Origin of the sequence: Allobrachymonas denitrificans DSM 15123 (assembly GCF_900110225.1) — a bacterium.
In the GTDB taxonomy this organism is placed as follows: domain Bacteria; phylum Pseudomonadota; class Gammaproteobacteria; order Burkholderiales; family Burkholderiaceae_C; genus Brachymonas; species Brachymonas denitrificans.
This window is the reverse complement of record NZ_FOCW01000001.1, coordinates 783,738-810,650: the sequence shown is the minus strand read 5'-3', so window position 1 is coordinate 810,650 and position 26,913 is coordinate 783,738. Positions and strand designations below refer to the sequence as shown.

The 26,913-nt window shown below is 64.5% G+C and carries 23 protein-coding genes and 1 pseudogene; 15 read left to right on the top strand and 9 right to left on the bottom strand.

The annotated features are described in order from the left end of the window. Nucleotides 1-218: 218 nt before the first annotated feature. Nucleotides 219-2,087 (bottom strand): phosphoenolpyruvate carboxykinase (GTP), encoded by a 1,869-nt coding sequence (locus BMW28_RS03680; protein WP_091813984.1) that lies wholly within the window; start codon nucleotides 2,085-2,087, stop codon nucleotides 219-221. A 443-nt stretch (nucleotides 2,088-2,530) separates the two neighbouring features. On the opposite strand from BMW28_RS03680, the gene BMW28_RS03675 reads away from it, so the two are divergent. The 4 genes and pseudogenes from BMW28_RS03675 to BMW28_RS03655 form a co-directional block, all read left to right on the top strand. After that, on the top strand, nucleotides 2,531-3,628 hold the full coding sequence (locus tag BMW28_RS03675; RefSeq protein WP_091813981.1) for an NAD(P)-dependent alcohol dehydrogenase: 1,098 nt from the start codon (nucleotides 2,531-2,533) through the stop codon (nucleotides 3,626-3,628). A 302-nt stretch (nucleotides 3,629-3,930) separates the two neighbouring features. Continuing rightward, nucleotides 3,931-4,143 carry a 30S ribosomal protein S21 gene (rpsU, locus tag BMW28_RS03670; protein WP_091813978.1) on the top strand — a complete coding sequence of 71 codons (213 nt, stop codon included), beginning with the start codon at nucleotides 3,931-3,933 and terminating at the stop codon, nucleotides 4,141-4,143. 94 nt (nucleotides 4,144-4,237) lie between these two features. Beyond that, entirely contained in the window at nucleotides 4,238-4,702 is a 465-nt protein-coding gene (locus BMW28_RS03665) for a GatB/YqeY domain-containing protein (protein WP_091813975.1), read from the top strand. A gap of 496 nt (nucleotides 4,703-5,198) precedes the next feature. After that, nucleotides 5,199-7,364: pseudogene (locus BMW28_RS03655) on the top strand (heavy metal translocating P-type ATPase); the annotation flags it as partial. A 156-nt stretch (nucleotides 7,365-7,520) separates the two neighbouring features. On the opposite strand, the gene BMW28_RS03650 reads toward BMW28_RS03655, so the two are convergent. Next, nucleotides 7,521-7,946 (bottom strand): hypothetical protein, encoded by a 426-nt coding sequence (locus BMW28_RS03650; RefSeq protein ID WP_091813966.1) that lies wholly within the window; start codon nucleotides 7,944-7,946, stop codon nucleotides 7,521-7,523. A gap of 2 nt (nucleotides 7,947-7,948) precedes the next feature. Then, nucleotides 7,949-9,355, bottom strand: coding sequence for a metalloprotease PmbA (gene pmbA, locus BMW28_RS03645; RefSeq protein WP_091813963.1), 1,407 nt, complete (start codon nucleotides 9,353-9,355; stop codon nucleotides 7,949-7,951). Between the two features lie 53 nt (nucleotides 9,356-9,408). On the opposite strand from pmbA, the gene yjgA reads away from it, so the two are divergent. Both yjgA and BMW28_RS03635 read left to right on the top strand, forming a co-directional pair. Next, nucleotides 9,409-10,080 carry a ribosome biogenesis factor YjgA gene (gene yjgA, locus BMW28_RS03640; RefSeq protein ID WP_091813960.1) on the top strand — a complete coding sequence of 224 codons (672 nt, stop codon included), beginning with the start codon at nucleotides 9,409-9,411 and terminating at the stop codon, nucleotides 10,078-10,080. A 127-nt stretch (nucleotides 10,081-10,207) separates the two neighbouring features. Beyond that, nucleotides 10,208-11,533, top strand: a complete 1,326-nt coding sequence (locus tag BMW28_RS03635; RefSeq protein WP_159430704.1) for a FecR domain-containing protein — start codon at nucleotides 10,208-10,210, stop codon at nucleotides 11,531-11,533. A 77-nt stretch (nucleotides 11,534-11,610) separates the two neighbouring features. Here BMW28_RS03635 and cysE read toward each other — a convergent pair whose 3' ends face one another. Together cysE and BMW28_RS03625 are read right to left on the bottom strand one after the other, a co-directional pair. Beyond that, entirely contained in the window at nucleotides 11,611-12,387 is a 777-nt protein-coding gene (cysE, locus tag BMW28_RS03630; protein WP_091813954.1) for a serine O-acetyltransferase, read from the bottom strand. A 37-nt stretch (nucleotides 12,388-12,424) separates the two neighbouring features. After that, the gene (locus BMW28_RS03625) at nucleotides 12,425-13,282 is read right to left on the bottom strand and encodes an RNA methyltransferase (protein WP_091815450.1); all 858 of its coding nucleotides are present in this window, start codon (nucleotides 13,280-13,282) and stop codon (nucleotides 12,425-12,427) included. A gap of 112 nt (nucleotides 13,283-13,394) precedes the next feature. Here BMW28_RS03625 and BMW28_RS03620 point away from each other — a divergent pair, with 112 nt between their 5' ends. Continuing rightward, nucleotides 13,395-13,709: a hypothetical protein gene (locus BMW28_RS03620; RefSeq protein WP_091813952.1), complete on the top strand. Its 315-nt coding sequence runs from the start codon at nucleotides 13,395-13,397 to the stop codon at nucleotides 13,707-13,709. Nucleotides 13,710-13,721: 12 nt separating this feature from the next. On the opposite strand, the gene mutS is transcribed toward BMW28_RS03620, so the two are convergent. Both mutS and BMW28_RS03610 read right to left on the bottom strand, forming a co-directional pair. Beyond that, on the bottom strand, nucleotides 13,722-16,373 hold the full coding sequence (mutS, locus tag BMW28_RS03615; protein ID WP_091813949.1) for a DNA mismatch repair protein MutS: 2,652 nt from the start codon (nucleotides 16,371-16,373) through the stop codon (nucleotides 13,722-13,724). A gap of 93 nt (nucleotides 16,374-16,466) precedes the next feature. After that, nucleotides 16,467-17,411: a LysR family transcriptional regulator gene (locus BMW28_RS03610; RefSeq protein ID WP_091813946.1), complete on the bottom strand. Its 945-nt coding sequence runs from the start codon at nucleotides 17,409-17,411 to the stop codon at nucleotides 16,467-16,469. Between the two features lie 104 nt (nucleotides 17,412-17,515). Here BMW28_RS03610 and BMW28_RS03605 point away from each other — a divergent pair, with 104 nt between their 5' ends. The 6 genes from BMW28_RS03605 (at nucleotide 17,516) to maiA (ending at nucleotide 22,967) form a co-directional block, all read left to right on the top strand. Further along, nucleotides 17,516-18,481: an MBL fold metallo-hydrolase gene (locus tag BMW28_RS03605; protein ID WP_091813943.1), complete on the top strand. Its 966-nt coding sequence runs from the start codon at nucleotides 17,516-17,518 to the stop codon at nucleotides 18,479-18,481. A gap of 181 nt (nucleotides 18,482-18,662) precedes the next feature. After that, nucleotides 18,663-20,327: an FAD-dependent oxidoreductase gene (locus BMW28_RS03600; RefSeq protein ID WP_091813940.1), complete on the top strand. Its 1,665-nt coding sequence runs from the start codon at nucleotides 18,663-18,665 to the stop codon at nucleotides 20,325-20,327. A gap of 16 nt (nucleotides 20,328-20,343) precedes the next feature. Beyond that, nucleotides 20,344-20,598: a DUF2783 domain-containing protein gene (locus BMW28_RS03595; RefSeq protein WP_091813937.1), complete on the top strand. Its 255-nt coding sequence runs from the start codon at nucleotides 20,344-20,346 to the stop codon at nucleotides 20,596-20,598. Nucleotides 20,599-20,608: 10 nt separating this feature from the next. Further along, the gene (locus tag BMW28_RS03590; RefSeq protein WP_091813935.1) at nucleotides 20,609-21,166 is read left to right on the top strand and encodes a VOC family protein; all 558 of its coding nucleotides are present in this window, start codon (nucleotides 20,609-20,611) and stop codon (nucleotides 21,164-21,166) included. Continuing rightward, entirely contained in the window at nucleotides 21,163-22,176 is a 1,014-nt protein-coding gene (locus tag BMW28_RS03585; RefSeq protein WP_091813932.1) for a fumarylacetoacetate hydrolase family protein, read from the top strand. The genes BMW28_RS03590 and BMW28_RS03585 overlap by 4 nt, the downstream gene beginning before the upstream one ends. Nucleotides 22,177-22,316: 140 nt before the next feature. Continuing rightward, entirely contained in the window at nucleotides 22,317-22,967 is a 651-nt protein-coding gene (gene maiA / locus BMW28_RS03580; protein ID WP_091813930.1) for a maleylacetoacetate isomerase, read from the top strand. A gap of 202 nt (nucleotides 22,968-23,169) precedes the next feature. Here maiA and BMW28_RS03575 read toward each other — a convergent pair whose 3' ends face one another. Continuing rightward, nucleotides 23,170-24,072: an inositol monophosphatase family protein gene (locus BMW28_RS03575; protein ID WP_091813927.1), complete on the bottom strand. Its 903-nt coding sequence runs from the start codon at nucleotides 24,070-24,072 to the stop codon at nucleotides 23,170-23,172. A gap of 183 nt (nucleotides 24,073-24,255) precedes the next feature. Here BMW28_RS03575 and BMW28_RS03570 point away from each other — a divergent pair, with 183 nt between their 5' ends. Together BMW28_RS03570 and BMW28_RS03565 are read left to right on the top strand one after the other, a co-directional pair. Next, the gene (locus BMW28_RS03570) at nucleotides 24,256-25,095 is read left to right on the top strand and encodes a proteasome-type protease (protein ID WP_091813924.1); all 840 of its coding nucleotides are present in this window, start codon (nucleotides 24,256-24,258) and stop codon (nucleotides 25,093-25,095) included. Continuing rightward, the gene (locus tag BMW28_RS03565) at nucleotides 25,095-25,955 is read left to right on the top strand and encodes an alpha/beta hydrolase (RefSeq protein ID WP_091813921.1); all 861 of its coding nucleotides are present in this window, start codon (nucleotides 25,095-25,097) and stop codon (nucleotides 25,953-25,955) included. Before BMW28_RS03570 ends, BMW28_RS03565 begins: the two co-directional genes overlap by 1 nt. A 197-nt stretch (nucleotides 25,956-26,152) precedes the next feature. On the opposite strand, the gene BMW28_RS03560 is transcribed toward BMW28_RS03565, so the two are convergent. Next, nucleotides 26,153-26,902 (bottom strand): DUF4136 domain-containing protein, encoded by a 750-nt coding sequence (locus BMW28_RS03560; RefSeq protein ID WP_159430702.1) that lies wholly within the window; start codon nucleotides 26,900-26,902, stop codon nucleotides 26,153-26,155. Nucleotides 26,903-26,913 lie beyond the last annotated feature (11 nt).

Sequence of the window (26,913 nt, the reverse complement as noted above, 5' to 3'; positions counted from 1 at the left end):
TTGCACCTCGCATTGCCGTATGTAGCGGTCCGGAACACACCAGACCCTTGCCCCAAACGCCGTCCAACGAGAGGGCGCCTCACCCAAATGCAAAAGGCCTGGCACCCGAAAGAGCCAGACCTTTTACGGAGGGGGCAGTCCAAAGTCGGTTGTAGCGACTTGAGGGGAAGGTCCGCCAGATCGGGATATCTGCCAGACCTTCGCTCGCCGGTGCGGGATCAGACCTCTGCCAGACGCTTTTCCAGCAGCGCCTTGGTTTCGACCAGCTCCTTGGGCAGATTGTGCTTGAGCTTGTCGAAGTGCTCGGCGTGGGACTTGAATTCCTCTTCCCAGGCGGCCTTGTCGATGCTGGTGACGGTCTTGAACTGCTCGGGGCTGAAGGTCAGGCCGGTCCAGTTCAGTTCGCCGTAGGCCGGAGCGATGCCGAACATGGTCTCCTCGCCCTCGGCCTTGCCTTCGATGCGGTCGATCATCCACTTCAGCACGCGCATGTTCTCGCCGTAACCCGGCCACACGAACTTGCCGTCGGCGTCCTTGCGGAACCAGTTGACGCAGAAGATCGGGGGCAGCGTGTGGCCCTTCTCTTCCAGTTTCTTTTCCATGTCCAGCCAGTGCTGGAAATAGTCGCTCATGTTGTAGCCGCAGAACGGCAGCATGGCGAAGGGATCGCGGCGCACCACGCCCTGCGCGCCAAAGGCGGCAGCGGTGGTTTCGGAGCCCATGGTGGCAGCCATGTAGACGCCTTCGGACCAGTTGCGGGCTTCGGTCACCAGCGGCACGGTGGTGGAGCGGCGGCCGCCGAACACCATGGCGTCGATCGCCACGCCATTGGCATCATCCCACTGGGCGTCCAGCGCCGGGTTGTTGGTGGCAGCCACGGTGAAGCGCGCGTTGGGGTGGGCAGCCTTGCGGCCGGCCTTGCCGTCTTCGGGCGTCCAGTCCTTGCCCTGCCAGTCGATCAGGTGCGCGGGCAGCTCGCCGCCGTGGTCCTTTTCCATGCCTTCCCACCACACGTCGCCATCGTCGGTCAGTGCGACGTTGGTGAAGATGACGTCGTTATAGAGGCTCTTCATGCAGTTGGGGTTGGTGTGCAGGTTGGTGCCCGGAGCCACGCCGAAGTAACCCGCCTCGGGGTTGATGGCGTACAGGTTACCGTCGTCGTGCGGCTTGATCCAGGCGATGTCGTCACCGATGGTGGTGACTTTCCAGCCTTCGAAACCGGCCGGCGGCACCAGCATGGAGAAGTTGGTCTTGCCGCAGGCGCTCGGGAAGGCGGCCGCCACGTGGTACTTCTTGCCCTCGGGGTTGGTCACGCCCAGGATCAGCATGTGCTCGGCCAGCCAGCCCTGGTCACGGCCCATGGTGGAGGCGATGCGCAGGGCCAGGCACTTCTTGCCCAGCAGCGCGTTGCCGCCATAGCCGGAGCCGTAGGACCAGATTTCGCGCGTTTCGGGGAAGTGCACGATGTATTTCACATCGGGGTTGCAGGGCCAGCTGGTCTGGTCCTTCTCGCCTGCAGCCAGGGGAGCGCCCACGGTGTGCATGCAGGGAACGAACTCGCCATCGGCACCCAGCACGTCGAACACGGCCTTGCCCATGCGGGTCATCAGCTTCTGGTTCACTACCACATAGGCGCTGTCGGTCAGTTCGACGCCGATGTGGGAGATGTGGCTGCCCAGCGGACCCATGCTGAAGGGCACCACATACATGGTGCGGCCCTGCATGCAGCCGTCGAACAGCGGGTTGAGCGTGGAGCGCATCTCGGCCGGGTCCATCCAGTTGTTGGTCGGGCCGGCGTCTTCCTTTTTCGCGCTGCAGATGTAGGTGCGGTCTTCGACACGGGCCACGTCGGACGGATCGGTCCAGGCCAGATAGCTGCCCGGACGCTTGGCCGGATTCAGCTTCTTGAACGTGCCTGCATCCACCAGCTGCTGGCACAGGCGGTCGTACTCTTCCTGGCTGCCGTCGCACCACACCACCTGCTCGGGTTTGCACAGCGCAGCCATTTCGGCCACCCAGGCGACGAGGCGCGGATGCTTGACATAGTCAGGAACGTTCAGATTCAGCCCGGTGGCGGTTGTGGACATCAGAGGACTCCAATAGGGATAAGAAATGGGGCAACAGGGCCCTCCTCCGCAGACTTCGGCAAGGCGGGCGCAGGGCATGCTTGCGGGCACACAAAGCTGGCGCAAGACCCCTTCTGGACGGGGCCGCCAGCTTTTCCCGGAAGCTTGGAGAATAGCACCAATGACCATGAAATGCCTGTGAAAATCGGCATCCGTAATACATTATTCAATCTCCCCTAGGAAGGACTGCGGCCATATTGAAACGATCGGCAGCAAGTTGAAAGCTGGCCGTAAGATTCGGCATCACTCGCAAGCAGGAACATGGTGTTCTCCAAGCTGTCACACACAACGCCGACAGCAAGCCTAGAATGGTCGAAGTCAGTCATCCGCGTACGCAACGTCCGTCATGGGGGATGAACATGCCGGTCGTTCTTCGTCTTCATCCCTGTTAGAGGAGAGATGCCATGCCTGCCATGATGAGAGCTGCCGTGTTTGTGGAACCGGGCCGTATCGAGCTTGCCGACAAGCCGATTCCGGACGTGGGCCCCAACGATGCGCTGATCCGCATCACCACCACCACCATCTGCGGCACCGATGTGCACATCCTCAAGGGCGAGTACCCGGTGGAGAAAGGCCTGACGGTGGGCCACGAGCCGGTAGGCGTGATCGAGAAGCTCGGCAGCGCCGTCAAGGGCTATCAGGAAGGCCAGCGCGTGATTGCCGGCGCCATCTGCCCCAACTTCAATTCCTATGCTGCCCAGGACGGTGCGCCCTCTCAGGATGGCAGCTATCTGGCTGCCAGCGGCCGCTGCGGCTGCCATGGCTACAAGCTGACTGCCGGCTGGCGCTTCGGCAACCTGATCGACGGCACCCAGGCCGAATATGTGCTGGTACCGGATGCCGAAGGAAACCTGGCACCGATTCCGGACGGCCTGACCGATGAGCAGGTGCTGATGTGCCCGGACATCATGTCCACCGGCTTCAAGGGCGCCGAAAACGCCAACATCCGCATCGGCGACACCGTGATCGTGTTTGCACAGGGCCCGATCGGCCTGTGCGCCACCGCAGGCGCCAAGCTGCTGGGCGCCACCACCATCATCGCGGTGGACGGCAATGACGAGCGTCTGGCAGTGTCGAAGAAGATGGGTGCCGACGTGACGCTGAACTTCAAGAACGTGGATGTGGTGAGCGAAGTGATGAAGCTCACTGGCGGCAAGGGCGTGGACGGCGCCATCGAGGCGCTGGGCACGCAGGCCACGTTCGAGTCTGCCTTCCGCTGCCTGCGTCCGGGCGGCACGCTCTCCAGCCTGGGCGTGTACTCGACCGACCTGAAGATTCCGCTGGACGCCTTCGGCGCCGGTCTGGGCGACCACCGCATCAACACCGCCCTGTGCCCCGGCGGCAAGGAGCGCATGCGCCGTCTGATGAACGTGGTGGCTTCCGAGCGCGTGGATCTGGGCGTGCTGGTGACGCACCAGTACAAACTCGATGACATCGTGGCAGCCTACGACCTGTTTGCAAACCAGCGCGATGGCGTGCTGAAGATCGCCATCAAGCCGTAATGAAGAATGCGGGGCGCCACCGGTTTGGCGCCCCGCCTTTCGACAGCCTGTGTGGGTGCATGGCTCCTATCGTGGGTCATGCACTTTCAGTTGGCGCCTGTCAACGTCGCCCACTCGCAACGCGATGGTGGCTTTCGTATGCAAAAGCCCTTGCAGGCTGCACCGTCTTTGGCTAAAATCATCGGCTTGCTGGCAAACCCCGTCGGCCTGATCAACTGTAGACGGGGACATTTTTTGTGGGCTGTCCCGCAGGCCCGATCTTCCTGCGGCAAACTCCTGCATCTTTCGGAAACCATTAGCTAATGACTACTATCCGCGTTAAAGAAAACGAGCCTTTTGAAGTTGCCCTGCGTCGCTTCAAGCGCACCATCGAGAAACTGGGCCTGCTGACCGACCTGCGTGCCCGCGAGTTCTACGAGAAGCCCACCGCCGAGCGCAAGCGCAAGAAAGCTGCTGCTGTCAAGCGCCACTACAAGCGCGTGCGCTCCATGCAGCTGCCCAAGAAACTGTACTAATCCTGCAGCTTCGGCACTGATCAAAACCCGCCTCGGGACGCCGACGCGGGTTTTTTGTTTCCCGTTTCCCCAGAGCATCCCAAAGGAATAGAGCATGTCCCTCAAAGCACAGATTACCGAAGACATGAAGACCGCCATGCGCGCCAAGGACATGGAGCGCCTGGGCACCATCCGCCTGTTGCAGGCTGCCATCAAGCAGAAAGAAGTGGACGAGCGCATCGTGCTGGAAGACGATGCCGCCATCGTGGCCGTGGTGGACAAGCTGATCAAGCAGCGCAAGGACAGCATCACAGCTTTCGAGCAGGCGAACCGCCAGGACCTGGCCGACAAGGAAAAAGCCGAAATGGCCGTGCTGCAGGTGTACCTGCCCGAGCGCATGGGCGAAGCCGAAATCGCTGCAGCCGTGCAGGCCATTGCCGCCGCCTTCGAAGCCGAGAATGGCCGCAAGCCGGCTGCTCCGGACATGGGCAAGATCATGGGCGCTGCCAAGGCACAACTGGCCGGCAAGGCCGACATGGGCCAGGTGTCTGCTGCCGTGAAGGCCGTGCTGGCTGGCTGAACCACCAGTCCATCCCCTGAAGCCCTGAAGCCCTGAAGAACTGTGCTGTGCAGGGCTTCAGGGACAAGAGGAGCGGATTGCAGGCGAGTCATCGGATAATTGCGCCATGCAATCCCCCTCTTCCTCCAAGGGCGCATGCTGCAGCGCGTCCGAACGTGATGACAAGGCCACTTCCTGCTGTGCCGGCGACGCGCCGACCGGCGCCGGAAATTGCGGCAGTGCGCCTGCATGCCCCGGCAGCGTTGCGGATGCCAGGAGGGAATCGGCCGGATGCTGCGACAAGCCGGCGGCTGTGCCGGCAACGGCATCTTGCTGCGACACCCCCGACAGCCCCTCCCCCACCCTCGCCTGCTGCGACAAGAGCAGCCCTGCCCCATCAGGGAAGACTGGCTGCTGTGACACACAACCGGCTGCTTCGACCAGGGGTTGCTGTGCTTCTGCCTGCGGCAACGACAACGATACTCCCGTAGCAACCGACAAGCCGGGCACCTGGGTCCGCATCGCCAATATGGACTGCGCGACCGAAGAAGGGGAAATCCGCCGGGCGCTGGCCAGGCTCGAAGGCATCCGCACCCTGCAGTTCCGTCTGGGACAACGCCAGTTGCTGATCGATGCGGACGCTCCGGTGCTGGAGCAGGCATTCGCAGCGATCCGCAAGGCCGGTTTCAACCCGGTGCCCGTCAGCGAGAAGCCTTCTGCCAGTCCCGCCGCCGACACCGATGCCGGCTGCAGCAGCTGTGACGACGATCACGAGCATGCGCACGGACAGGAAGATTCTGGCGACAGCGTCTGGAAACTGGGTGCTGCCCTCACGCTGGCCATCGCGGCGGAGCTGGTGCATCTGTGGGGCGAAGACCTGCCCATGATGCGCTATGCAGGCATGGCGCTGGCCGTTGCCGCCATTGCTCTGTCCGGCTTCTCGACCTACCAGAAGGGTCTGGCCGCGCTGCGCCATGGCCGGCTCAGCATCAACGCCCTGATGACGGTGGCCGTAACCGGTGCCTTCCTGATCGGGCAGTGGCCGGAAGCGGCCATGGTGATGGCGCTCTATGCCCTGGCCGAATGGCTGGAAGCGCGCTCAGCGGCACGCGCACGCAATGCCATTGGGCAGTTGCTGGAGCTGGCCCCGGAGCAGGCCGATGTGCTGCAAGCCGATGGCCAGTGGCGCACGCTGCCCGTCAAGCAGATCGAGCCGGGTGCCGTGCTGCGGGTGAAGGCCGGCGAGCGCATCGCGCTGGATGGCGTGATCACGTCGGGGCACAGCGCGATCGACCAGTCGTCCGTCACCGGCGAGAGCATTCCAGTGGACAAGGGGACGGGCGACGGCGTGTTTGCCGGCACCATCAACGGTACCGGCGTGCTGCAGATGCGCAGCACGTCCACGGCTCAGGACACCACGCTGGCCCGCATCATCCATGCGGTGGAAGAAGCCCAGCACAGCCGCGCGCCGACGCAGGGCTTTGTCGATCGCTTTGCCGCCGTGTACACGCCGCTGATATTTGCGCTGGCGCTGGCAGTGGCCCTGGGTGGCCCGCTGTTGTTCGGCTGGAGTTGGCTGGATGCCATCTACAAGGCGCTGGTGCTGCTGGTGATCGGCTGCCCCTGTGCTTTGGTGATTGCCACGCCGGTGACCATCGTCAGTGCGCTGACGGCCGGCGCGCGACGCGGACTGCTGTTCAAGGGCGGGATTCATCTGGAGCAGGCGCGCCTGCTCAAGGCCGTGGCGCTGGACAAGACCGGCACGCTGACACATGGCCGTCCCCAACTGATTCACAGCGAATGGTTTGTGGCACCTGCGCGTGAAAACGAAATCCGTGCCCTGGCTCTGGCGCTGGCCGGAGAGTCCGACCATCCCGTATCGCGTGCGATTGCCACAGGCCTGCAGGCCATGGGCGCACACCGCTACCCGGGCGTGCTGCAACACATCCATGCCGTTCCCGGGCATGGCGTGCAGGCGGAACTGGAAGGTGCACCGCTTCTGCTGGGACAGGCCGGCTGGATCACGCGGGTGCATGGAGAGCTGGGCGCAGTCGTACAGCAGGCCGTGAGCCGCCAGCTGGCTGAAGGCCGAACCGTGACCCTGCTGGCCGACGAGCAGCAGGTGCTGGCCGTGTTCGCCGTGGCCGATCAGCTGCGTGGGCAGGCGGCGCAGGCGGTGGGCGAATTGCAGGCGCTGGGCCTGCATACGGTAATGCTGAGTGGCGATCACCAACTGACGGCCGATGCCATCGCCCATCAGGCCGGCTTGGCGCAGGCACGTGGCAATCTGCTGCCGGAACACAAGCTGGAAGCCATCCGCAGCCTGCAGCGCAGCCATGGCCCGACGGCGATGGTGGGCGACGGCATCAACGACGCGCCGGCGCTGGCAAGTGCCGACATGGGCATCGCCATGGGTGGCGCCGGCACCGATATCGCCATGGAAGCGGCCGATGTGGTGGTGATGAACGATGACTTGCGCCGGGTACCGGAAGCGATCCGCCTGTCCCGCCATACGCACGAGGTGCTGTGGCAGAACATTGCGCTGGCGCTGGGCATCAAGCTGGTGGTGTTCGTGCTGGCGCTGATGGGGCACGCCACCATGTGGATGGCCGTGTTTGCCGACATGGGGGCCAGCCTGCTGGTGGTGTTCAACGGGTTGCGCCTGCTGCGCTGGCGGTCCTGAAGGCGCAAGAGGTCGCTACGCCCGCCTCAGCCTCAGCCTCAGCCTCAGCCTCAGCCTCAGCCTCAGCCTCAGCCTCAGCCTCAGCCTCAGCCGCAAGCCGCAAGCCGCAAGCCGCAAGCCGCAAGCCGCAAGCCGCAAGCCGCAAGCCGCCGCAGCTTAACGCCTTGTGGGCGACGGCTGCCGGAACCAGTGCCAGACCCAGAACGCCAGGAACAGCACCAGCCACAGCCCGCCAAAGGTCATGGCATTGGGTGGCAGTGCCACCAAGGGTGCGCCGCAGGTCAGGGCCTCGCGGTGCTGCAGCGCCAGCTTGAGCAGGATGGGGAACGGCATGATGGAGATGCTCTCGCAAGCCACGATGGCCGGCGAAAACAGCACGGCCACCACGCCGGAGCGCGCCAATGCACGCCACAGCGGTTTCCAGCGGGCCGACAGCATCCAGAAAATGGCAACCGCCAGCAGGGCTGCCGCCACCCAGGCCCAGAGCAATGGCGAATGCGTCCACTGTCCCTCGGCCAGATGGAAAGCCCAGTCAGGCGCCTGGCCCTCGGCCAGAATCAGCGCGTCCTGAGCAGTTGCCATGATCAGCTCCCTGCCACTTTCATGCGGTTGATCAGCACCGAACCGGTGGTCTTGGCGCCCATGGTGTAGATGTCGGAGCCCACGGCCTCGATGCCCATGAACATGTCCTTGAGGTTGCCGGCGATGGTGATTTCCTGCACCGGGAACTGGATCTGACCGTTCTCCACCCAGAAGCCGCTGGCACCGCGTGAATAGTCGCCGGTGACGAGGTTGACGCCCTGCCCCATCAGTTCGATGACGAACAGGCCGGTGCCCAGCTTGCGCAGCATCTCGTCCAGGTCGTCCTGCGCCTGTGTGAGCGTGCTGGTGAAGGTAAGGTTGTGGCTGCCGCCAGCGTTGCCGGTGGTGCGCATGCCGAGCTTGCGGGCGGTATAGGCGCTGAGGAAATAGCCCTGCACCTTGCCATCCTCGACCACATCACGCGCCTGTTCGCGCACGCCTTCGTCGTCGAAGGGGCTGCTGCCCTTGCCGCCGATGATGAAAGGATCTTCGCGCATCTGGATGTGCTTGGGGAACACCCGCTTGCCCATGCTGTCGAGCAGGAAGCTGCTCTTGCGGTAGAGCGAGCCGCCACTGACGGCGTGCACGAAGCTGCCCATCAGGCCGGCAGCCAGGGGCGCCTCGAACAGCACCGGGCACTCGGTGGTCAGGATCTTGCGCGCGTGCAGGCGGCTCAGCGCACGTTCGGCAGCGTAGCGGCCGATTTTCTTTGGATCCGCCAGATCGACCGGATTGCGCATGGAGCTGTACCAGTAGTCGCGCTGCATGTCATCGCCATGGCCGGCGATCGGCGCCACGGAAATGGAATGGCGCGAACTGGCATAGCCGCCACGGAAGCCGTGCGTATGCGCGCTGAAGAAATGGCTTTGCTGCGCCGAGACGCTGGCGCCTTCGCTGTTGGTGATGCGCGGGTCGCAGTCCAGAGCGGCAGCTTCGCAGCGCAGGGCCATGCGGGCGGCACGGTCGCTGTCGATGGCCCAGGGGTGGAACAGCTCCAGATCGCGCGGAGCAGTTTCCACATCACGCTCGTCCGGCAGGCCTGCAGCCGGGTCCTGCGCCGTGAAGCGCGCCACGTCATACGCGGCCTGCACCGTCTGCTCGATGGCCTTGCGGGAAAAATCGGAAGTGCTGGCATTGCCGCGCTGGTGGCCGATGTAGACCGTCACGCCCAGCGACTTGTCGCGGTTGCGCTCGACGTTTTCCAGTTCGCCTTGGCGCACGGAGACCGACAGGCCACAGCCTTCGGAGGCCTCGGCACCGGCGTCGGTCGCACCCAGCTTCCTGGCGTGGGCAATGGCGGTATCGACCAGTTCCTCGAAGAAGGCGCGGCTGTAGGCGAAGCCGGTGAGCGGCTGGTCGGCCGCAGGCGCCGGCTCGGCGACGCGGGAACGAGGTGCTGTCTTTTTCATAGGACAAGTATGATACTTGCCTAATCCTATTCCCAGAATTTTCACGGACACACATGTCACGCAAACCCAAACGCGGTTACTACGTCAAAGGCCACTTCGTGCACGAAGGCAGCGAGCTCGATCTGGAGCTCAAGCGCCAGGCCAAGGGCGATGTCGATATCAGCAAGAGTGACCTGAAGCGCGAAAGCGAAGCCCTGCAGGAACTGGGCGAAGAATTGCTGACCCTGCGCTCGGACCTGATGGCTCCGCTCGAACTGCCCGACAAGCTGATGGAAGCACTGGCCGACGCCAGGCGCATCAGCAACTTCGAAGGCAAGCGACGCCAGATGCAGTTCATCGGCAAGCTGATGCGCAAGCTCGATGATGAAGTGATTGATGCCGTTCGCGCAGCGCTGCAGGTGCAGCGCGATGGCAGTGCGAGCGAACTGGCTGCGCTGCATCAGGCCGAACACTGGCGCGAACGCCTGCTGGCCGAGGACGGTGGCGATGACGCCCTGACCGAATGGCTGCAGCAGTATCCGGACACCGACATCCAGCAATTGCGCGCACTGATCCGCCAGGCACGCAAGGATGCGCAGGCGGCTCCCAAGGAACAACCCGGTGCGGCACAACGCCATGGTCGCGCCTACCGCGAACTTTTCCAGCTGGTGAAGGTCGAACTGCTCAAAGCCAGTGTCGTCGACACCGCATCTCCCGAAGACACCGACGAGGACGCTGCGGAATAAGCCCGGGAATCATCTGAGCATTCCGGCCAGCACCACCACTGTCACGCCAATGTGACAGTGGTGGTTTTCGTGCGTCATTTTTTCTACAATCTTCCGGGTTCACGTAATGAAAGAGAAAGAGTCCGTCATGAAGCTCCGTGTTTCCATGCCTCCCCGCGGCCCCGCTGTCAGTCGGCTGGCCGTGCTGTGCGTGGCCGGGCTGACGCTGACCGGACTGCCGGCCATGGCCGCTCCCCCTGCCCCTCCCCTTGCGGCACAGGGCGCCACGCTGACGACGCCGCTGACCCAGCTGCGTTTCCGCAGCACCGAGGTGCATCTGACGCACACCGTGGGTGATGTGAAGGTGAACGGACAATCCGTCAACGCCGGTGTGCGCCTGCAGGAAAATGCGCGGATCAGTACAGGCGAAGACAGCTCGGCCGTGCTCGTGCTGGCCGATGGTTCGCAGGTGAAACTCATGCCGCGCACCATTGCGGACGTTACGCTGAGCCGCTACTACATTGCGCCGGACCGCAGCAAGGGCGGACGCATGGTGAACTGGTTTGCCGCCAAGATGCGCCTGGCCCAGGGTGCGCTGGAAGCGGCCGTCAACAAGGTCGCCCCGCGTGCCAAGCCGCTGGAAGTGGAAACCACTACCTCGCTGATCGGTGTACGCGGCACCCGCTTCCGCGTCGCTGCGGCCGACCCCACGGCCCGTCAGGATCGTGCCGAAGTGCTGCAGGGCGTGGTCAACAACGAGAACACCTGGAAGGGCTCGGCCATCCTGCTGGAGCAAGGCCAGGGCGCTGCCGTGGATCCGAATCAGGCGGAAATGGCTGCGGTGAAGCTGCTGCCTGCCGTCCGGTTTGCCGGCACGACAGACACGCTGATGCAGCCGAACGCCATCTGGACCTTCCCGACGGTGCCGGACGCACGCAGCTATCGCGTGATCGCCTCCGGTGATGCGCAATTCGAGACCGTCCACCTCAGCGAGAAACTCGCGGGCAATGCAGTCAACCTCAACGGCCTGACGCCCGGCACCTGGTATCTGCGCGTGCGCGGCGTGGATGCCAATGGCCTGGAAGGGCTGGATGCGGACACCCGTGTGGTGCTGCATGCGCCTGAATCCCTGCTGCTGCACCCCTCCCTGTACGCCCAGTCTTCGGGGCTGACGCTGCGCTGGAGCGGCGTGTATTTCCAGCAGGCCAAGCAAAGCCCGAAAGCGCCCAGCGCGGTGACGGCGACGGTATTTGCCGATCCCGGGCTGACCCGGTCCGCAGGAGCGGCCGAAGCGCGCGGCACCGGCGAACTCGTACTGCCTGCGGTAGGACCGGGTACCTATTACCTGCGTGTATCCGCCCGCAACTCCGAACTGGCGCAGCCAGAGCACCAGACCTATCGCATCCTGATTCCGGCCAACGTGGGCAGTCTGCCCTATCACGTGTTGCTGGAACGCGTGCCAACCTCATCCTGAGTGAGCGCCGGCGAACAATGAAAACAAAAACCGGCACGCTGTGCCGGTTTTTTTCATGCGCACTGCGCGATCCGGGCTTACTTGCCGAGCAGATCGTTCAGGCGCTTGATCTCGGAAGCTTCCTCTTCGAACGCGGCCTCGTCCGGCAGGCAGTCACTTTCCTTGAGCTGGGCAGCGAGCTTCTCGACTGTCTGCCAGAGCAGCGCGATCTGGTGTTCCTGGCTGGAAGCGCTGTCGATCAGGCCGCGCATGGCGAGGCTGTAGGGGTCGTCGTTCTGCGTGACGCCATAGGCGGAGAAGCCCATCTGGTTGGCGGCGGCCTCGCGTTTGGTGTCGGCGTCGGCCTGGATGATGCGCGCGGGGTTGCCGACGGCTGTGGCACCGGCAGGTACCGGCTTGGTCACCACCGCACCAGAGCCGACCTTGGCCCCGGCTCCGACCGTGAATCCGCCGAGCACGCACGCATGCGCACCGACGATGACCCCTTGCTCCAGCGTCGGGTGGCGCTTGGTACCCTTGGCCAGCGAGGTGCCGCCCAGGGTCACGCCCTGATAGATGGTGCAGTCATCCCCCACTTCGGCCATTTCACCGATCACGACGCCCATGCCGTGGTCGATGAAGACACGGTCGCCGATCTTGGCGCCGGGGTGAATCTCGATGCCGGTAAGCCAGCGGCCCCAGTGCGAAATCCAGCGGGCCAGCCAGGTCCAGCCGCTGCTCCAGCAACTGTGCGCGACGCGATGCAGTATCAGGGCGTGGAAGCCCGGATAGGAAAACACCACATCCCACTTGCTGCGCGCGGCAGGGTCGCGTTCGAGGATGCACTGGATGTCGGACTGGATACGGGAAAGCATGGAACAAGTGTAGCGGGAGCCGGAGCGCCCACCGCGCTCAGGGTTTTGGAATGTGGGTGGTTTTCTGCATGGCCCGCGCAATACCGCGCAGGATGTGGATTTCTTCCTGGCGCAGGGTGGCGCGGTGGAACAGCTGCTGCAGGCGCGGCATGAGTTTCTTGGGCGCCTCGGGATCGAGGTAGCCGACATGGATCAGAGCCTGCTCCCAATGGGCGAGCATGCCTTCGACTTCGGCGGCGTCGGCGCGCTGCTCCGTTGACGGCGGGGCTGACGTGGCTCCCTGGCCAAAGCCGCCCAGCGCCATGCGCCACTCGTAGGCCAGCACCTGTGCGGCAGCAGCGATATTGAGCGATCCGTAGTCGGGGTTGGTGGGAATGCTCAGGCAGGCGTGGCAGCGGTAGACCTCTTCGTTGCGCATGCCGTAGCGTTCGCTGCCGAAGACGAGGCCTAGGCTGCGAAGCGGTGGTGCCTCCGTGGCTGCGGACGATGCCTGCAGATGCGCTTGAGCAGCAACAGGCGCGCCGGTATCGGCTGCCAGCAGTTCGTCGCCGGGCTCCGTGCTGCGCGCTGCTATTGCCTGGTTCATGGCGACCAGTTGCGCAAAATGCGGACGCGGCTCGACCGTGGGCGGGCCGAAATCCCGCGGCGTCATTGCCGTGGCGCACAGGTGTTCGATGCCTTCGACTGCCTCTTCCCAGCTTTGCACGATGCGGGCCTTGCGCAGCACGTCATCGGCGCCGCTGGCGCGTTCGATCGCCTCTTCGCGCTGCAGGACATCGTGCCAGCGCGGCTGCACCAGCACCAGATCGTCAAAACCCATGACTTTCATGGCGCGCGCAACGGCACCGACATTGCCGGCATGGCTGGTCTGCAGCAGGATGAAACGGGTATGCATGGAAACGCTGCGGCAGGAATGGCCGCGGAAGTTGCGGGAGTTGATACCCGTCATGGGCAGAGGAAAAGTTTCCATTTTAGACTGAGCCCCATTGCCACTGAAGGATTGCCCCATGTCCGAGACCTCCCGCCCGCTGCCCGAAGGCCCCGAACCCAACCCGACTCCGTGGTGGCGCGCTACCCTGATCGCCACCTTCCTCTGGCTGTGCGTGGCCTATCTGATCGGCAACAAGTGCGGCGGCATGGGACTGATCGGCCCCTGCAAGATGATCATGTACGAGTCACCCATCACGGCCTATGCCGGCATCGCGTGGGTGGCGGTAGCGATTTTCTTCATTCCGGTGCTGGCGCTGGTGGCGCTGGTCAAGACCTACCAGCGCGCCGTGCGACCGCTGCCACCGGAGCGGCTGGAGAATCCTGAGAGCTGATCACGGCCGATTTCAGCGCATCAACCCCTTGAGCGCGTAGAGCGCATCCAGCGCCTCGCGCGGCGTCATGGCGTCAGGGTCGAGGCTTGCCAGTTCCTGTTCGATGGCACTCGGCACGGGCTCCGGTTCTGCCGCAGGCAGCGGCGGAGCAGCGAACAGGTCGATCTGGGACCGGCTTTCCTGCTGCTGGCTTTCCAGCGCCTGCAAGGCATGGCGCGCGTGGTGGATGACGGCTGCCGGCATGCCTGCCAATCGTGCCACCTGGATGCCGTAGCTGCGGCTGGCCGGGCCCGGCTCGATGGCGTGCAGGAAGACGATGTCGTGCCCGGCTTCCGCCGCGCTCACATGCACGTTGACGGCAGCGTGCTGCTGCTTGGGAAACTCGGTCAGTTCGAAATAGTGCGTGGCGAACAGCGTCAGCGCCTGCGTCTTGTCGTGCAGGTGCGTGGCGATGCCGCCGGCCAGTGCCAAGCCATCAAAGGTGCTGGTGCCGCGGCCGATCTCGTCCATCAGCACCAGGCTGTGCGGCGTGGCGCCGTGCAGGATCTGCGCCGCTTCCGTCATTTCCAGCATGAAGGTGGACTGGGCATTGGCCAGGTCATCTGCCGCGCCGATCCGGGTGAGGATGGCATCGATCGGGCCGATGCGGCAACTGCTGGCAGGCACATGGCTGCCCATGCTGGCCAGCAGCACGATCAGCGCGACCTGGCGCATGTAGGTCGACTTGCCGCCCATGTTGGGGCCCGTGATGATCTGCATGCGCTGCTTCGGATTGAGCAGCGTATCGTTGGCGATGAAACTGGCGCCGGTGGTTTCCATCAGGCGCGACTGCACCACGGGGTGACGGCCAGCAGTGATCTCGATGCATGGCTCGATGGCGAAGGTGGGCGCGCACCAGTCCAGCGCCAGGCTGCGCTCGGCCAGGGCACAGAGCGCGTCGAGCGTGGCCATGGCGGCGGCCAGGGTCTGCAACTGGCCGACATGGGGCTGCAGGGATTCGATCAGCTGCTCGTACAGCCACTTTTCGCGGGCCAGGGCGCGGTCCTGCGCGGAGAGTGCCTTGTCCTCGAAGGCCTTGAGTTCGGGCGTGATGAAGCGCTCGGCGTTCTTGAGCGTCTGGCGTCGCTGGTAGTCGGAGGGGACCTTGTCGAGCTGGCCGGTGGTGACCTCGATGTAGAAGCCATGCACGCGGTTGTACTGCACGCGCAGGTTGGCGATGCCGGTGCGTTCGCGCTCGCGCGCCTCCAGTGTCAGCAGGAATTCTGCGCTATGGGTCTGGATGCCGCGCAGCTCGTCCAGATCGGCATCGAAACCGTCGGCAATCACGCCACCGTCACGGATGTTGACGGCGGGATCGGATTGCAGCGTGCGCTGCAGCAGACCCAGCACCTCGGCCGGCGACTGCAGCTGGGCGGCGATGGTGGACAGCAGGCCTTCGCCCTCGCCTTCCAATACCTGCAACAGACGGCTGCGCAGGCCTTCCGCCTGCGACAGGGTACGCAGCAGGCCGGACAGTTCGCGCGGTTTGCTCTGGCGCAGCGCCAGACGTGCGCTGATGCGTTCCACGTCGCTGATGCCGTGCAGGGCGGCACGCAGATCCTTGAGGCCGCGCTCGCGCAGCAGGCCGATGGCCTGCAGGCGCTGCTGTGCCACCGTACGGGCGCGCTCCGGGTGCAGCAGCCAGTGCTTGAGCGCGCGGCTGCCCATGCCGCTTTCGCAGGTGTCCAGCAGACTGAACAGGGTCGGGCTGGTTTCGCCGCGCAGCGTTTGCGTCAGTTCCAGGTTGCGCTGGGTGGTGAGTGGCAGGTTGATGAGTGAATCGTCGCGCTGCACCTGCAGGCTGTGCAGATGGGTGACGGCACGGCCCTGGGTGTGCTCGGCGTAGGCCAGCAGCGCGGCGGCGGCGGCGTGCGCCTGCGGCACATCATCGGCCTGCCAGGCGTTGAGGTTGGGGCTGCGCAACTGCTCGGTGAGCTTGCGCAGGCCCAGACTGCTGTCGAAGGTGAAGCCGGGGCGCTCGGTGATGATGAAACGCTGCATGGCGCCGTGCTGCTGCCATTGCTGCAGCTGGGCGCGCTGGGTAGTGCCGATATCGGCGCTGTAGAGCACCTCGGCCGGCTGGATGCGGCTGATCCAGGCATCGATCTGGTCGGGTGCGCATTCGGCCAGCACCATGCGGCCCTGCGTCAGGCTCATCCAGGCTAGGCCTGCGTTACCTGAGGCGCCACGGCCCGTGCGTTGCGGCAGGTAGAGCGCCAGCAGCATGGCCTCGGTCTTGTCGCCCAGCAGTTCGATATCCGTCAACGTGCCCGGCGTGACCACGCGCACCACCTTGCGCTCCACCGGGCCCTTGGAAGCGCCCACCTCGCCCACCTGCTCCCCAATGGCCACCGATTCGCCCATCTGGATCAGCTTGGCCAGATAGCTGTCGACCGAGTGCACCGGCACGCCAGCCATAGTGACCGGCATGCCGGCGGACTGGCCGCGCGTGGTCAGCGTGATGCCGAGCAGGCGCGCGGCCTTGGTCGCGTCTTCGTAGAACAGCTCGTAGAAGTCACCCATGCGGTAGAACAGCAGCGTGTCGGGATGCGCCTCCTTCATCTGGAGATATTGCGACATCATGGGCGTGTGGCCCGGAAGATCGGAACGGGGCGTGGAACTCATTCGGGGCGAATCGTGGAGAACGGCGTCTGGGGGCGGTGCGTGCGGTCTAGACCGGCAGCGAGGGCTGAGTCCAGCATTGTAGGTGCGGCCTTCCTATCCCTCCAGCCCGGCGGCCTGCGCCTCGCGCAAGGCGCGCTCGAATGGCCGGTGCTGATGCAGCTCGTCGCAGATGAAATCATGAAAGCGCTGCGCCGCCGGTGACAGCGTGCGGCCGCGCCTGCGGAAGATGTAGAAGCCGCGCAGCACCACCGGATCGACCACCGGCCGCAGCACCAGCCCATACTGCTGCACCATCTCTGCCGCATAGGGAATGCAGATGGTCAGCCCCAGCCCCGCCGCCACCATGCTCAGCGCTGTCGACATGAAAGCCACCTCGTTGGCTGGCTCCAGCGTGACGTTGCGGCGCGCGGCACCCAGGTCGGTCGCCAGGCGTTCGGTGAACTGGCCCTGTAGCGTGATCAGCGGATCGCCCGCCAGATCGGCCCAGCGCAACTCCCGCTGGCACGCCAGCCGGTGTGTGCGCGGCAAGGCAGCCATGAAGGGCAGCTCGAACAGCTGCGTCGCTTCGATGTCCGAATTGGGGGCCCGTTCCGGCCCGAGGCCAAAATCTACCTCCCCCGTGAATACGCGGTTGATCACCTGTTCCACCAGCGAATCCACCAGGCGCAGCTGCACCTGCGGATGGTCGTTGCGGAACGACGCCATCAGCCCGGGCATCAGCGTGCACGCCATCAACTGCGGCACAGCCACGCGCACCAGCCCGCGTTGCAAGGCCTTGAGCTTGCCCACCTCATCGATCACGCCATCGAGATCGAGCAGGATCTTCTCGATATGCGTCACCAGATCGCTGCCCGCGTCGGACAGCTGCAGCCGCCGCGTGCTGCGGTCGAACAGGCGCAAGCCCAGCGCCTGCTCCAGCTCCTTGATCAGCCCGCTCAGCGCCGACTGGGTGATGAACAGGCTTTCCGCCGCCAGCGTGAAGCTGCCGGTACGCGCCACGGCCACAAAGGCGCGCAATTGCCGCAGGGTGACATTCATCAGTTAATCCGATAAATCCATGGATAAATACTGCTTGTATGATAAATCCCTTTGGCCTTTAATTGCACCCAAGGCCCTGCCACCCACCCCTTATGGAGACAAGCATGAGCGAGAAGAAATTTGCATCCCAGGCCGATCTGGAAGAGAAGCAGATCAGCTGGGAGAAGCTGAGCGACAACGCCTACGCCTACACGGCCGAGGGCGACCCGAACACCGGCGTCATCATTGGCGATGACGGCGTGATGATCATCGACGCCACTGCCACGCCCGTGGCAGCGCAAGGCGTGATCAAGAAAATCCGCGAGATCACCGACCTGCCGATCAAGTACGTGGTGCTGACGCACTACCACGCCGTGCGCGTGCTGGGTGCCAGCGGTTACAAGAGCGAGGGGCTGGAGCAGATCATCGCCAGCCAGGACACCTGGGACCTGATCGTCGAGCGCGGCCAGCAGGACATGGATTCGGAAATAGGCCGCTTCCCGCGCCTGTTCCAGGCCGTGGAAAGCGTGCCCGGCCTGACTTGGCCGACGCTGGTGTTCAACGGCGAGATGACGCTGTGGATGGGCAAGCTGGAAGTGCGCATCAAGCAGGTCGGCCGCGGCCATACCAAGGGCGACACCATCGTCTACCTGCCGTCGCAGAACATCTGCTTCTCCGGCGACCTGGTCGAGGCCGATGCCGCCTGCTACACCGGCGACGCCTATCTGGCCGACTGGCCGCAGACGCTGGACAACCTGGCCGCCATGAACTTCGACAAGCTGGTGCCCGGCCGTGGCCCGGCGCTGATGGACCGCGATGCCGTGCAGAAAGGCCTGGCTTACACGCGCGATTTCGTCAGCACGCTCTACCAGAGCGCCCAGGAAGCCGTGGCCCAGGGCATGGACCTGAAGGCCACCATGGCACACACCCGCAAGGCCATGGATCCGAAGTTCGGCCAGGTATTCATCTACGAACACTGCCTACCCTTCGACGTGACGCGCGCGCATGACGAAGCCAGCGGCATCCGCGACCCGCGCATCTGGACGGCCGAGCGCGACCAGCAGATGTGGCACGCGCTGCAGCAGGACTAAGCCACCCCTTCAGCGCCAAGCGGCCCATCGAGCGGCTTTCGACACTTTTCGGGCGCCTCGTCGCGCCTGAACAAGGATATCCAGGAACGCCATGACGGCGGACCCCACTCTTCCCCCAACAGGGCACGCAGCAACAGACTGCACACGGCAAAGACCGCATAGCCCGTCCGGAGACAACATCATGCTCAGTACCTACCAGTACCAGAAGTTCCCCTATGTCCAGCCGCCGGAGATCGCCGAGAAGCGCCCCGGCCACTACCCGGTAGTGGTGGTAGGTGCCGGCCCGGTCGGCCTGTCCGCCGCCATCGATCTGGCCTCGCAAGGCCATGCCGTGGTCGTGCTGGACAACGATGATACCGTCTCGATCGGCTCGCGCGGCGTGTGCTACGCCAAGCGCGCGCTCGAAGTGCTGGACCGCATGGGCTGCGGCGAGGATTTCGTCGACAAGGGCGTGTCGTGGAACGTGGGCCGCACCTTCTTCCGCGAGGACGAGGTGTTCAACTTCAACCTGCGCCCGCAGGACGACCACAACCGCCCCGGCATGATCAACCTGCAGCAGTACTACCTGGAGGAGTACCTGCTCAAGCGTGCCCGTGAGCTGCCCAACCTGGAGATCCGGTTCAAAAACAACGTGATCAGCGTGCTGCAGGACGCAGACAAGGCCACCATCCGCGTAGAAACGCCGGACGGCCCCTATTCCCTCACCGCCGACTGGCTGATCGCCTGCGACGGCGCACGCAGCCCGATCCGCACCATGCTGGGTCTGGACATCGACGGCAAGATTTTCATGGACCGCTTCCTGATCGCCGACGTGGTGATGAAGGCCGAGTACCCGGCCGAGCGCTGGTTCTGGTTCGATCCGCCCTTCCACCGCAACCAGTCGGTGCTGCTTCACCGCCAGGCCGACAACGTGTGGCGCATCGACTTCCAGCTGGGCTGGCAGGCCGATCCCGAAGAGGAAAAGAAACCCGAGAACGTGATTCCGCGCATCCGCGCCATGCTGGGCGACGAGCGCGAGTTCGAACTGGAATGGGTGAGCGTCTACACCTTCCAGTGCCGCCGCATGGGCCGCTTCAACCATGGCCGCGTGCTGTTTGCCGGCGATTCGGCGCACCAGGTGTCGCCCTTCGGCGCCCGTGGTGCCAACTCCGGCATCCAGGATACCGACAACCTGATCTGGAAGCTCAAGCTGATCTTGGAAGGCAAGGCTCCGGCCAGCCTGCTCGACAGCTACACGGACGAGCGCGGCTACGCGGCGGACGAGAACATCCTCAACTCCACCCGCTCCACCGATTTCATCACGCCCAAGAGCAAGACCAGCACCACCTTCCGCAACGCCGTGCTGGAACTGGCCGGTGACTATCCGTTTGCGCGGGCGCTGGTCAACTCGGGACGCCTCTCGGTGCCGAGCTACCTGACCACTTCCGGCCTGAATACGCCGGACAGCGACAGCTTTGCCGGCAACATGGTTCCGGGCGCACCGATGGACGATGCGCCGGTGGGCGGTGGCCAGCGCCCCTGGCTGCTGCAGCACTGCGGCAACCGCTTCCAGCTGCTGCACTACGTCGAAGATGCCTCCGCTCTGGATGCAGCCACGGCGCAGGCACTGTCCGCGCTGGCGCAAGGCACCATCCCGGTCCAGCCCCTGATCATCGCCCAGCGCGGTACGGCTCCGTCCGGCCTGCCCACGCTGATCGACAGCAATCAGCGCATCCGCGAACGCTACGACCTGCAGCCCGGCACCAGCTACCTGCTGCGCCCCGACCAGCATGTGGCAGCCCGCTGGCGCCAGTTCGATGCCAACAAGGTCCGCGCTGCCCTCGCCCGCGCCACCGGCAACGCCTGATCCGAAGGAGACCCTCATGCCCCTGAACACGCAACCCAACTTCTCCGAGCAAGGCAAGCGCTACTTCCAGCTGTTCTCGCCCGGTGACGACTTCTATGAAGCCCTGATCGACATGCACCGCGACCTGAGCGACGAGCAGAGCGCCATGGTCAATGCCCGCCTGATCCTGCTGCTGGCCAACCACATCGGCGACATCGGCACGCTGCGCGAAGCCATGGCAATTGCCCGCAACACCACCCCATCCCCCACCCCCGCTGCTGCGCAGCTTTAATGAGAGCGCCATGAGCCTGATCCGCAAAATCCACCATGTGGCCTACCGCTGCAAGGATGCCAAAGAGACCGTCGAGTGGTATGTCAAGCACCTGAAGATGGACTTCGTGCTCGCCATTGCCGAAGACGAAGTGCCGTCCACCAAGGCGGCCGACCCGTACATGCATGTGTTCCTGGATGCCGGCAACGGCAACATCCTGGCCTTTTTCGAATTGCCCACCTGCGCCCCCATGGGCCGCGACGAGAACACCCCGACCTGGACGCAGCACCTGGCGCTCGAAGTCGATTCCGTCGAGACCATGCTGCAGACCAAGGCCGAGCTCGAAGCCGCCGGCATCGAGGTGGTGGGCCCGACCGACCACACCCTGTTCCAGTCGATCTACTTCTTCGACCCCAACGGCCACCGCCTGGAACTGGCGGCCAATACCGCCACGGCCGAGATGAACGCAAAGCTCGACGCCGTGAAGTGGGAGATGCTGAACGAATGGGCAGAAACCAGACGCGCCCCGCAGCACGCCCGCTGGATGCATGATGGCAGCTACGCCTACGACAAAAGGACCCAAGCATGAAACTCGCCACCCTCAAGCAAGGCGGCCGTGACGGCACGCTCGTCGTCGTCAGCCGCGACCTGACGCGCTGCCGCGCCGTCCCTGCCATCGCCCGCACCCTGCAGGCCGCGCTGGACGACTGGGCCGGCACCGAGCCGCAACTGCGCCAGACCTACGAAGCCCTGAACAGCGGCGCCATCGAAGGCGAGCCGTTCGACCAAGCCGCCTGCCATTCGCCGCTGCCACGCGCCTTCCAGTGGGCCGACGGCTCCGCCTACATCAACCATGTAGAGCTGGTGCGCAAGGCGCGCAATGCCGAGGTGCCGCAGTCCTTCTACAGCGATCCGCTGATGTACCAGGGCGGCTCCGACGGCTTTGTCGGCCCGCGCGACACGGTGGTGGCCAAGCCTGAATGGGGCATCGATTTCGAGGCCGAAGTCACGGTGGTGACGGGCGATGTAGCCCAGGGCGCCACGCCCGAAGAAGCCGCCAGCGCCATCCGCCTGATCATGCTGGTGAACGATGTGTCGCTGCGCAACCTGATTCCGAACGAACTGGCCAAGGGTTTCGGCTTCTTCCAGAGCAAGCCGGCCAGCGCTTTCAGCCCGGTGGCGGTGACGCCGGACGAACTGGGCGACGCCTGGAAGGACGCCAAGGTGCATCTGCCGCTGATGGTGCACCTGAACGGCAAGCTGTTCGGCAAGCCCAACGCCGGCATGGACATGACCTTCAGCTTCGGCCAGCTGGTGGCCCATGTGGCCAAGACACGCACGCTGTGCGCCGGCAGCATCATCGGCTCCGGCACCGTGTCGAACAAGCAGGACAGCCTGTGGGGCTCCACCGTGGACAACGGCGGCGTGGGCTATTGCTGCCTCGCCGAAGTGCGCACCTACGAGACCATCGAGCAGGGCAAGCCGGCCACGCCATTCATGGACCACGGCGATGTGGTGCGGATCGAGATGTTTGATGCCGGGGGGCAGAGCATTTTCGGGACGATTGAAAACACGGTCGACACCGCCTCCGCTCGCTGAGTCACAGCTCTGGAAGCTATCGCTGATGCGCACTGAACGCCGGTGCGCACAGCGTGGCTCGCCCCCATCCAGCAGTCCAGCAGTCCAGCAGTCCAGCAGTCCAGCAGTCCAGCAGTCCAGCAGTCCAGCAGTCCAGCATCATGCCCCAGCTCTATACCTATTTCCGCAGCTCCGCTGCCTACCGCGTCCGCATCGCGCTGGCGCTGAAAGGCGTGGCCCACGAGGCCGTGCCGGTCCATCTGGCGCGCAACGGGGGCGAGCAGCACTCTGCCGCCTACCGCGCCAAGAACCCGCAAGGCCTGGTGCCCGCGCTGGAACTCAATGACGGCACGGTGCTGACGCAGTCGCTCGCCATCATCGAATACCTGGATGAAACCCAGCCCGGTCCCGTCCTGCTCCCGGCAGACGCGGAAGGCCGCGCCCGCGTGCGTGCCATCGCGCAAGGCATTGCCTGCGACATCCACCCGATCAACAACCTGCGCGTGCTGCAATACCTGGGCAAGGAACTCGGCGCCACGCAGGAACAGAAGGACGCCTGGTACGGCCACTGGATCGCCACCGGCCTGCAGGGTCTGGAGGCGATGCTCGCCAGCCACCCGAGCACCGGCCGCTTCTGCCATGGCGACACGCCCACGCTGGCCGATTGCTGCCTGGTGCCGCAACTGTTCAATGCACGCCGCTTCAACTGCCCGATGGATGACTACCCGACCTTACTGCGCATCGACGCGGCCTGTGCGGAACTGCCTGCATTCCAGCAGGCAGCGCCGGCTGTTCAGCCTGATGCCGAGTAGGCAACAGACTGAATCAATCACGTAGAAGTCCGCTGCAAAAAAACACCCCGAACAGGATCAAACTGCCGGGGTGTTTTCGTTGATAGGCAATAGGTAGGCCACCTTGCCCTTGAGCCGAATTGGGGTGCCAGAGATACTAGAACATCTCCCGAGTCATCATCAGCACGTAGGGCACAGCACACGGCCGCGCGCCACCCTGCACTTACTCCTCGTTACCGTCCTCGGCCGCTTCAGCCTGCGCTTCCTGCGCCGCCTGGGCCTCGCGCTCCGCACGGCGCGCCTCCTTGGCCTCTTCGGTATAGCGGCTGTACTTGCTCATCATGCTGACCATCAGGCCATAGATCTTCGGGTTGCCGGCAATGCATTCCTCGGCAAACAGCAGATCGTCCGCTTCGCCGGTGAAGTTGCCGATCAGGCCGCCCGCCTCCTGCACCAGCAGGCTGCCGGCAGCCACGTCCCAGGGGCTCAGGCCGGTCTCGAAGAAGCCGTCGCTCATGCCGGCGGCCACATAAGCCAGATCCAGCGCAGCCGCGCCGGGGCGGCGGATAGCCGTGGTCTTCTTCATCATGTCGGTAAACATCTGCATGAACTGCCCATAGTCCTGGCCCGGACGGAACGGGAAGCCCGTGGTGATCAGGCAGTCCGCCAGGCGGATGCGCTTGCCCACGCGGATGCGGCGCTCGTTCATGTAGGCGCCGCGGCCGCGCGTGGCGGTGAACAGGTCGTTGCGGTTGGGATCGTAGATCACCGCCTGCTCGACCTTGCCGCGCACGGCCAGGGCAATGCTCACGCAATACACCGGAAAGCCGTGGATGAAGTTGGTGGTGCCATCGAGCGGGTCGATGTACCAGATGAAATCGCTGTTCTTGTTGCCGTGGCGTTGGCCGGATTCTTCGGCGTAGATGCCATGCTGGGGATAGGCACTCAGCAGGGTTTCGATGATGGCGGCCTCGGAGGCCTGGTCCACTTCAGTCACAAAGTCGTTCGCCTGCTTTTGCGAAACGCGCACCGATTCGACGTCGAGCGAGGCGCGGTTGATGATGGCGCCAGCGGCGCGGGCAGCCTTGATGGCCACGTTGAGCATGGGATGCAGGTTGGAAGACATGTGAATTGTGGGTAAGAACGGCAACAGGAAGCGCCGTCGATGCGGCGCCTTGGCAATCCGGCTATTCTACGAGGATCGCGTTTTTTGCGCACCCCCTGCGTGGACGCTGCCCCACACATTGCCGGCAGGAAACGCAAAATCGCACGACAATACGATTCTTTCCCATTGCAGGCGGATTTGCCCATGACTTACTGCGTTGCCATCAAGCTCAAGGCCGGACTGGTGTTTCTTTCCGACTCGCGCACCAATGCCGGCGTCGACCAGATCAGCACCTTCCGCAAGATGATGGTCTATGAAAAGACCGACGACCGTTTCATGGTGCTGCTCTCGGCCGGCAACCTGAGCATTGCCCAGTCCGTGCGCGAGATCCTGCAGACGCAGGTGCTGCGCGACGAGGCCCCGCACGACGGTAGCAGCAGCGGCCTGACCATCTGGAACGCCACCAGCATGTTCGATGCCGCCCGCGTGCTCGGCTGCGCGGTGCGCCACATCCACAAGCGCGACGGCGCCGCCCTGCGCGCGGCCAACGTCGATTTCAACGTCTCGCTCATCTTCGGCGGCCAGATCAAGGGCGAAGGCATGCGCCTGTTCCTGGTCTATTCGGCCGGCAACTTCATCGAGGCCACGGACGAAACGCCCTTCTTCCAGATCGGCGAGTCCAAGTACGGCAAGCCGGTGCTCGACCGCGTCGTTCATCCCGACATCCCGCTGGACGAAGCCGCCAAGTGTGCGCTGGTGTCCATGGATTCCACGCTCAAGTCCAACCTGTCGGTCGGCCTGCCACTCGACCTGGTGGTGTATGACGCCAACTCGTTTCGTGGCGACAAGATGGTGTGCATCGACCATACCAACGCCTATTTCCGCATGATGCACGAACAGTGGGGCATCAAGCTGCGCGAGGTGTTCGACAGCCTGCCCGATCCGGTCTGGAACGGCGGCACGACCGATACGCCGCTGGTGTCTCAGGATGGTACCTATCCCCCCATGACCAAGATCCAGTCGCCGGAAGACAGGGTGATTTGATGGAAACACCGCGTACCCCTCCCGCCCAGATCGTTTTTTCGCACGGCAACAGCTTTCCCGCCGGCACCTACCGCGTGCTGCTCGACCAGCTCGAACAGCAAGGCCACGAGGTGCATGCGCTGGACAAGTACGGGCACGATCCCCGCTACCCGGTCAGCAACAACTGGCACCACATGGTGGAGCAACTGATCGATTTCTGCGACACGCTGCCGCAACCCGAGGACAAGCCACGCTACCTGCTCGGCCATTCCATGGGTGGCATCCTCAGCCTGATGGCTGCGGCGCAGGCACCGGAACTGGCCAAGGGCGTGGTGATGCTGGATTCGCCCGTGCTGGGCGGCTGGCGCGCCGGCCTGGTGCGGCTGGGCAAGCAGACGCCGCTGGTGCACCGCTTTTCCCCTGGCGCCACCAGCCACCGCCGCCGGCAGGAATGGCCGGATGCCGATGCCGCACAGCAGCACTTCGCCACCAAGCCGGTGTTTGCCGCCTGGCATCCGCAGGCGCTGGCCGATTACATCCGCCATGGCACCGAAGCGGCACCCAGCGAAGAACTGCCCGAACGTCGCCGCCTGGCCTTTGACCGCGAAGTGGAAACCGCCATCTACAACACCCTGCCCGACAACATCGGCCCCTGGCTGCGCCGCCATCCGCTGCAGGTGCCCGCCGCCCTGATTGGTGGCACCAACTCGCGCGAGATGAAACAGGTGGGCCTCGGCGCCACCAAGCGGGTGACACAGGGCCGCGTGTACATGCTGGACGGCGGCAGTCACCTGTTCCCGCTCGAGCAGCCGGAACAGACGGCCGAGCTGATCGAGCAGGCGCTGAAGGATATCCGGCCGTCTGAATCCGGACAGTCCTGATTCCTCCTGTCCGAAAGCAAAAGGCCCGCACAAGCATGTGCGGGCCGCTTATTTCCAGTGGCAAGGCGCGGGAGCTTCGCCGGCCCCCCGGTGAGCCCTGAGCCCTGAGCCCTGAGCCCTGAGCCCTGAGCCCTGAGCCCTGAGCCCTGAGCCCTGAGCCCTGAGCCCTGAGCCCTGAGCCCTGAGCCGACAGGATGTCAGGGCTTGGGCACCACCTTGGCGCCAGTATCGCTATCGAACTCGACCGTGCGCACCTGTCCGTTGGTGCCCGGGAAGCGATCAAACACCGACTCCATCAGATACGGCATGACGGAAGGCAGCTCCACCGGATTGCCCACGTACTCGGCCGTGGACTCGAACACCCTGGGAGCCGGCTGGCCTTTCAGTGCCTGCGCCCGGTCGGCAATGCGCACCCGCAACTGGTAATAGTGCACCGGCCGCGTCACGATCTGTTCGCCGAGGTACATGGGCATCATGCCGCCCATGCCGAAGGCGCCATCCTCGTAATAGTCACCCGGATTCCACGGACCGTTCCAGGCCGCGCCCGGATAATACGGCCAGGTGCCGAAACCGCCCCAGGGGATATGGCGGTACACCGGCACGCTGAACTGGCGCAGTTCACGCTTGACGTTGACGGCCATGTCCGCCTGCATGCGCGCCTGCGCAGGCGTTGCCGCCTGCACCATGCCTTGCTTCTGCAGGTTCTGTGCCAGATAGCCCTCGTAGGTCTTGCGCTCCAGTTCACCCAGCGCCACGCCCTCGCCCGTTGCGGGTTGCACGGCAAAGCTGGCACCCGCTGCATTGGCCGGCCACTGGTTGAAGTTGCTGACCTTGGTGGTGAACGTGCTGGCACAGCCGGCCAGCGCCGTCACACCGGCCACCAGCAAGGCGGATGCCAGCGTGCGCAATCCGCGACGTGGCCGGGAAGGAGTGGAAATCTGGGTCATGGCGGCTCCTG